We start from the raw sequence: 6,251 nt of genomic DNA on the forward strand, positions 1-6,251 counted from the left end.
GCAAGCCGCTGTTCGGCATTTGCCTCGGCCACCAATTGCTCGCGCTCGCGGTCGGGGGCAGCACGACCAAGATGTTCCAGGGCCATCGCGGCGCCAACCACCCGGTCAAGCGGTTGTCGGATGGCGCGGTCGAGATCACCAGCATGAATCACGGCTTCGCGGTCGAACGCGAAAGCCTGCCCGCCACCGCGCGCGAGACGCATGTGTCGCTGTTCGACGGCTCGAACGCAGGCATCGAACTGACCGACCGCCCGGCGTTCAGCGTGCAATATCACCCCGAGGCGAGCCCGGGGCCGCAGGACAGCCTGTATCTGTTCGAGCGGTTTGTGGGGATGTTGAGCGATGGCTAATACGCTTGATTATGTGGCTGCTGCTGTAGTTAATCAAATGCGTCAGCAGCCGTTGACGGAGCTGACATCCCTCCAAGTGATGCGTGAAATGTTCGGCGCTGCCTATCAGCGCGATCTTACAGAGGAACATGCCGACATTGTTGCTCGGCGGCTCGAACAGCTTGGCTTTCTTGAACGTGTGAATGATGAGTATGCTGGTACTTACTTCATACCCGTATCGTCTTTAAATATTTTAATGAAAACATCCACGATCGCAACTAATGAACCCGAAAGTCAGTTAGCGAAAGGGTTGAAGGGTGGAGGGCGTCTTTTAAACAGAGTATTCGCTAACCCAAAATTTTGGGAATATTTTCGCGGTGAATTAGGTCGCCCAGACAGCATAATTGATGAGGGCCGAGCTGAAACGAGCGAAATTCCTGCTTCCGATAGAATTGTTACTCTATCTCACAATCAACAAATTGAGATTGAGGCTTCCGCGGACGCGCTTATTTCTGATGTGTCTAAGGAAAACTCTGTCGGAGGCGACGGCGAACTTAGGCAAATCGTTCTTGGGCAGCTCAGAGCGGGCCGGGAGCTCATAAGAGCTCAATCGTTCAAGGCCTATCTGCTGTATCAGACGCTCTTTCAGGTGCTTGGCTCTCTGATCGAACGATACAAAGGGCAAGCGATCGCACAAACTGCAAAAAAGCTCTTGGACCTGCTGATAGAACATATTTTCGGGAAATGACGCCCGCTTTGTCCCTGCTGATTCAACCTATGCCGAAAGCCCCCAAATGACCCTCCCCGAAGTCTCCCCCGCACGCCTCGAAGAGGAATGGGCCGCCGATAAGGATGTGCTCGCGTCGCTGCGCGAGAATGGCGATCGTTCCGAGATCGTGCGCCCGGTCGATGTCTCGTTCCGTGGCGACGATGAGGCGCTCGACAAGCTTGAGGAAGAAGCCGCCGAACTCGGCTTCGAAGTGATCGAGCGCGAGGAGGATGAGGATGGTGAGGTCTGCCTGTTCCTGATGCGCGAGCAGACCACCGACGACGCCGCGATCAAGGCGCTGACCACGCTCTGCCTGCAGATCGAGCAGGCGTATGAGGTCGAATATGACGGCTGGGGCTGCACGGCTGAGGACGGCGCGGAGTGACGGCGGTTACGCCTCCCACGGGTTTATTAGCTCCACACTCGTCCAGGCGAAATCCTTCACGTTGCGCGTCGCCACCGGGCAACCCCGCCCCAACGCCTGTGCGGCCAATTGAAGGTCGAGCAGCTCCGTTTCCTGTTTCTGCAATTTGCGCTGAGCGACCAGCGTCCCAAAAATATGCGCCGCTGCCGAATCGAACGATAGCGTGCGATCTGCGTGCGCCAATTCGATATCGGCCAGCCAGCGCTCCAAGGCTGGTCTTCGCGCGGCGGCTTTCGGGTTTTCTATGCCAAAACGTATCTCGGCAATCACGATCGTCGACAACCAAATCTGCTGCGCGTTTGCCGCAAACCAGATCGATACGTTTGGATGCAATGCAGGGCGATTCAGCGCGCTCCAGACATTTGTATCGACTAGAATTACAGATCGGGAAACTCGATTTCTTCATGCTCCCGGTCCGGGATGTCCAGGGTCGCGCCATTCGCAGCGGCCACCAGATGCGCCACAAACTCGGCACCGGACATTGCTCTGATCCGTTCAGCACGCGCGTCTTCGGGCGAACGGTAGGTTCGTTCGAGGAGAGCCTTGATCTCCGCTTCCATGGATCGTCCGTGCCGCACGCCAGCCAACCGCGCGCCGCGCTTGATCTCGTCATCGACATTGCGAATGGTGATGCTGCCCATGTCGCGTCTCCAGTGCTTGCAATGCAATCATTTAACCCGAAAGCCGACTGACGCCAATGCCGAAACGCACCGACATCTCCACCATCCTCGTCATCGGCGCGGGGCCGATCGTCATCGGTCAGGCGTGCGAGTTCGATTATTCGGGCACGCAGGCGATCAAGGCGTTGAAGGAGGATGGCTATCGCATCGTGCTGGTCAATTCGAACCCGGCGACGATCATGACCGATCCCGAGCTGGCCGATGCGACCTATATCGAGCCGATTACCCCGGAGATCGTGCGGAAAATCATCGAGAAGGAGCGGCCCGATGCGGTGCTCCCCACGATGGGCGGGCAGACCGCGCTCAACACCGCGCTGGCGCTGTTCAACGACGGGACGCTCGCGGAATTCGGGGTCGAGATGATCGGCGCCGATGCCGAGGCGATCGACAAGGCCGAGGACCGGCTCAAGTTCAAGGACGCGATGACCAAGATCGGGCTGGAAAGCGCGCGCTCGGCGATCGCGCATTCGGTCGAGGAGGCGCTCGCCGGGTTGGAGAAGACCGGGCTGCCTGCGATCATCCGGCCGAGCTTCACGATGGGCGGCTCGGGCGGCGGCATCGCCTATAATCGCGAGGAGTTTCTGACCATCGTCCGCAACGGGCTCGATCTGTCGCCGACATCCGAAGTGCTGATCGAGGAATCGCTGATCGGGTGGAAAGAATATGAGATGGAGGTCGTGCGCGACCGGAACGACAATGCCATCATTATTTGCTCGATCGAAAATGTCGATCCGATGGGCGTCCACACCGGGGACAGCATCACCGTCGCGCCAGCGCTCACGCTGACCGACAAGGAATATCAGATCATGCGCAACGCGAGCATCGCGTGCCTGCGCGAAATCGGCGTCGAGACGGGCGGTTCGAACGTGCAGTTCGCGGTCAATCCCAAGGATGGCCGCCTGATCGTGATCGAGATGAACCCGCGCGTCTCGCGCTCCTCGGCGCTGGCGTCGAAGGCGACCGGCTTCCCGATCGCCAAGGTCGCGGCCAAGCTGGCGGTCGGCTATACGCTCGACGAGATCACCAACGACATTACCGGCGCGACGCCGGCGGCGTTCGAACCGACGATCGACTATGTCGTCACCAAAATCCCGCGCTTCGCGTTCGAGAAGTTCAAGGGGGCGGAAGCCGTGCTGTCGACCGCGATGAAGTCGGTCGGCGAAGTGATGGCAATCGGCCGCAATATCCACGAATCGATGCAGAAGGCGTTGCGCGGGCTCGAGACCGGGCTGTCGGGCTTCAACATGGTCGACCGGCTCGTCGGCGCACCACGCGCCGAGATCGAGGCGGCGCTGGCGGTGGCGACGCCCGACCGGCTGCTGGTCGCGGCGCAAGCGCTGCGCGAGGGCTTCACCGTTGCCGAGGTGCATGCGCTGGCGAAGTTCGACCCGTGGTTCATCGAACGCATCGCCGAGATCGTCGCGGCCGAGAACGAAGTCGCGACCGACGGCCTGCCGCGCGATGCGGGCGGCATGCGGCGGCTGAAAGCGATGGGGTTCAGCGACAAGCGGCTTGCCTTCCTCGCGCTCAATTCGGCGAACCTGCGCGAGCGGCCGATGGCGCGCGGCGGGCTGATCCACGATGTCGTCCAGGCGATGACTGGGGGCACGACCGAGGCCGAGGTGCGCGCGCTGCGGCATAAGCTCGGCGTGCGTCCGGTGTTCAAGCGGATCGACACCTGCGCCGCCGAATTCGATGCCAAGACGCCGTACATGTATTCGACCTACGAAGCGCCGAGCTTCGGCGAGCCCGAATGCGAGAGCATGCCGACCGACCGCAAGAAGGTCGTGATCCTTGGCGGCGGGCCGAATCGGATCGGGCAGGGGATCGAGTTCGATTATTGCTGCTGCCATGCGTGCTTCGCGCTCGCCGATGAGGGCTATGAGACGATCATGGTCAATTGCAATCCGGAGACGGTATCGACCGATTACGACACCAGCGATCGGCTCTATTTCGAACCGCTGACCGCCGAAGACGTGCTCGAAATTCTGCATGTCGAGATGTCCAACGGCAGCTTGCATGGCGTGATCGTGCAGTTCGGCGGGCAGACCCCGCTCAACCTCGCGCAGGCGTTGCAGGATGCGGGCATCCCGATCCTTGGCACGTCGCCCGATGCGATCGATCTGGCCGAAGATCGCGAACGCTTCGCCGCGCTGATCGACCAGCTGGGTTTGCGCCAGCCCGCCAACGGCATCGCACGCAGCCGCGACGAAGCGGTCGCGGTGGCTGAGCGGATTGGCTATCCGGTGCTGATGCGACCGAGTTATGTGCTCGGCGGGCGCGCGATGGAGATCGTCGACGGACGCCCGCAGCTCGAGGAATATATCCAGACCGCGGTACAAGTGTCGGGCGATTCCCCCGTGCTGATCGACCAATATCTGCGCGATGCGATCGAAGTCGACGTCGACGCGATCTGCGATGGGACGGATGTCACGGTCGCGGGCGTGCTGCAGCATATCGAGGAAGCCGGGGTCCATTCCGGCGACTCGGCGTGTTCGATCCCGCCTTATTCACTGTCGGCCGAGATCATCGCCGAGATCGAGCGGCAGACCGTCGCGCTGGCGCATGCGCTGTCGGTCGTCGGGCTGATGAACATCCAGTTCGCGGTGAAGGAGGGCCTCGTCTATCTGATCGAGGTCAATCCGCGCGCCTCGCGCACCGTGCCATTCGTCGCCAAGGCGATCGGCGCACCGATCGCCAAGATCGCCGCGCGCGTGATGGCGGGGGAGAAGCTCGCCGATCTCCCGAAGATCGATCGCCACATCGATTATTATGCGGTCAAGGAAGCGGTGTTCCCGTTCAACAAATTCCCCGGGGTCGATCCGGTGTTGTCGCCCGAGATGAAAAGCACGGGCGAAGTGATGGGGATCGATCAGGATTTCACGCTCGCCTTCGCCAAATCGCAATTGGGCGCGGGCACGGTGCTGCCCAAGGGCGGCGCGGTGTTCGTGAGCGTCAAGGATGGCGACAAGCCGGTGATCCTCCCCGCGGTGCGTGCGCTCGCCGACCACGGCTTCACGATCGTCGCGACCTCGGGCACGGCGGATTACCTGACCGCGCACGGCGTGACGGTGGAGCGCGTCAATAAGGTTGCGCAAGGCCGGCCGCACATCGTCGACCGGATCAAGGATCGCGCGATCGACTTGATTTTCAACACGACCGAGGGCTGGCAGAGCCTGAAGGACTCCTCGCCGATCCGCGGTTCGGCGCTGTCGTTGAAGATTCCGTACTTCACGACCGCCCCCGCCAGCGTCGAAGCGGCACAGGCGATTGTCGCGCTTTCGACACGCAGTCTTGAAGTAAAGCCGTTGCAATCCTATTATTCGCACTCGCACACCCAATCCCCCACATGAGAACAGCGTGCGGGCAGGTCCAGAACGGACCGGCCAACCGGGTGATTTTGAAGACGAAGGACGACAGGGATGGCTACCGTTGAGAAGATGCCGATGCTGCAAGAGGGCCATGACAGGCTCAATGCGGACCTGAAGCGCCTGAAAGCCGAGCGCCCGACGATCGTCGACGCGATCGAGGAAGCACGCGCGCACGGGGATCTTTCGGAGAATGCCGAATATCATGCCGCCAAGGAGCGGCAGGGCCAGATCGAAGCGTCGATCAGCGATATTGAGGATAAGCTGTCGCGCGCGCAGATCATCGACCCGACCGAATTGTCGGGCGACAAGGTCGTGTTCGGCGCGACGGTGACGCTGCTCGACGAGGACGACAAGCCAATCAAGTATCAGATCGTCGGTCAGACCGAGGCGGATGCCAGGGGTGGCCGCATCTCATATAATTCGCCGCTCGGTCGCGCGCTGATCGGGCGCCGGCTGGAGGACGAGGTCGAAGTAACCGTTCCGTCGGGCGACCGCTATTATGTCGTGTCGAAGATCGAATTTATCTGAGCGGCGACGCGGCCAGTCGGCCGCGCCGCGGTTTAACCCCCGTCACCCCGGCACAAAGTCGGGGTGACGTCGTGTGACGTTATGCGGCCCCCGGCGCCAGCAGATCCGGCTGCAAGAGCCGGTGCAAATGCACCACCACAAACTTCATCT

The 6,251-nt window shown here is 61.2% G+C and carries 7 protein-coding genes; 5 read left to right on the forward strand and 2 right to left on the reverse strand.

Going from position 1 to position 6,251, the window contains the following annotated elements:
• From ABWP09_RS07180 to ABWP09_RS07190, 3 genes are all read left to right on the forward strand, one after another.
• A partial coding sequence (locus tag ABWP09_RS07180) for a glutamine amidotransferase-related protein (RefSeq protein WP_353204465.1) occupies positions 1–350 on the forward strand: 350 nt, incomplete at its 5' end.
• The gene (locus ABWP09_RS07185) at positions 343–1,077 is read left to right on the forward strand and encodes a hypothetical protein (protein WP_353204466.1); all 735 of its coding nucleotides are present in this window, start codon (positions 343–345) and stop codon (positions 1,075–1,077) included. The genes ABWP09_RS07180 and ABWP09_RS07185, both read left to right, overlap by 8 nt.
• A 46-nt stretch (positions 1,078–1,123) precedes the next feature.
• Positions 1,124–1,483, forward strand: a complete 360-nt coding sequence (locus ABWP09_RS07190; protein ID WP_353204467.1) for a ribonuclease E inhibitor RraB — start codon at positions 1,124–1,126, stop codon at positions 1,481–1,483.
• Between the two features lie 6 nt (positions 1,484–1,489).
• On the opposite strand, the gene ABWP09_RS07195 is transcribed toward ABWP09_RS07190, so the two are convergent.
• Together ABWP09_RS07195 and ABWP09_RS07200 are read right to left on the reverse strand one after the other, a co-directional pair.
• The gene (locus ABWP09_RS07195; RefSeq protein WP_353204484.1) at positions 1,490–1,900 is read right to left on the reverse strand and encodes a PIN domain-containing protein; all 411 of its coding nucleotides are present in this window, start codon (positions 1,898–1,900) and stop codon (positions 1,490–1,492) included.
• Positions 1,900–2,163: a FitA-like ribbon-helix-helix domain-containing protein gene (locus tag ABWP09_RS07200; RefSeq protein ID WP_353204468.1), complete on the reverse strand. Its 264-nt coding sequence runs from the start codon at positions 2,161–2,163 to the stop codon at positions 1,900–1,902. Before ABWP09_RS07200 ends, ABWP09_RS07195 begins: the two co-directional genes overlap by 1 nt.
• Before the next feature lie 56 nt (positions 2,164–2,219).
• On the opposite strand from ABWP09_RS07200, the gene carB reads away from it, so the two are divergent.
• A complete protein-coding gene (gene carB / locus ABWP09_RS07205; protein WP_353204469.1) occupies positions 2,220–5,555 on the forward strand; it encodes a carbamoyl-phosphate synthase large subunit in 3,336 nt (1,111 codons plus the stop codon).
• Positions 5,556–5,624: 69 nt separating this feature from the next.
• Positions 5,625–6,101 carry a transcription elongation factor GreA gene (greA, locus tag ABWP09_RS07210; protein ID WP_353204470.1) on the forward strand — a complete coding sequence of 159 codons (477 nt, stop codon included), beginning with the start codon at positions 5,625–5,627 and terminating at the stop codon, positions 6,099–6,101.
• Positions 6,102–6,251: the final 150 nt, after the last annotated feature.

This window comes from Sphingomonas sp., assembly GCF_040398505.1.
In the GTDB taxonomy this organism is placed as follows: Bacteria; Pseudomonadota; Alphaproteobacteria; order Sphingomonadales; family Sphingomonadaceae; genus Sphingomonas.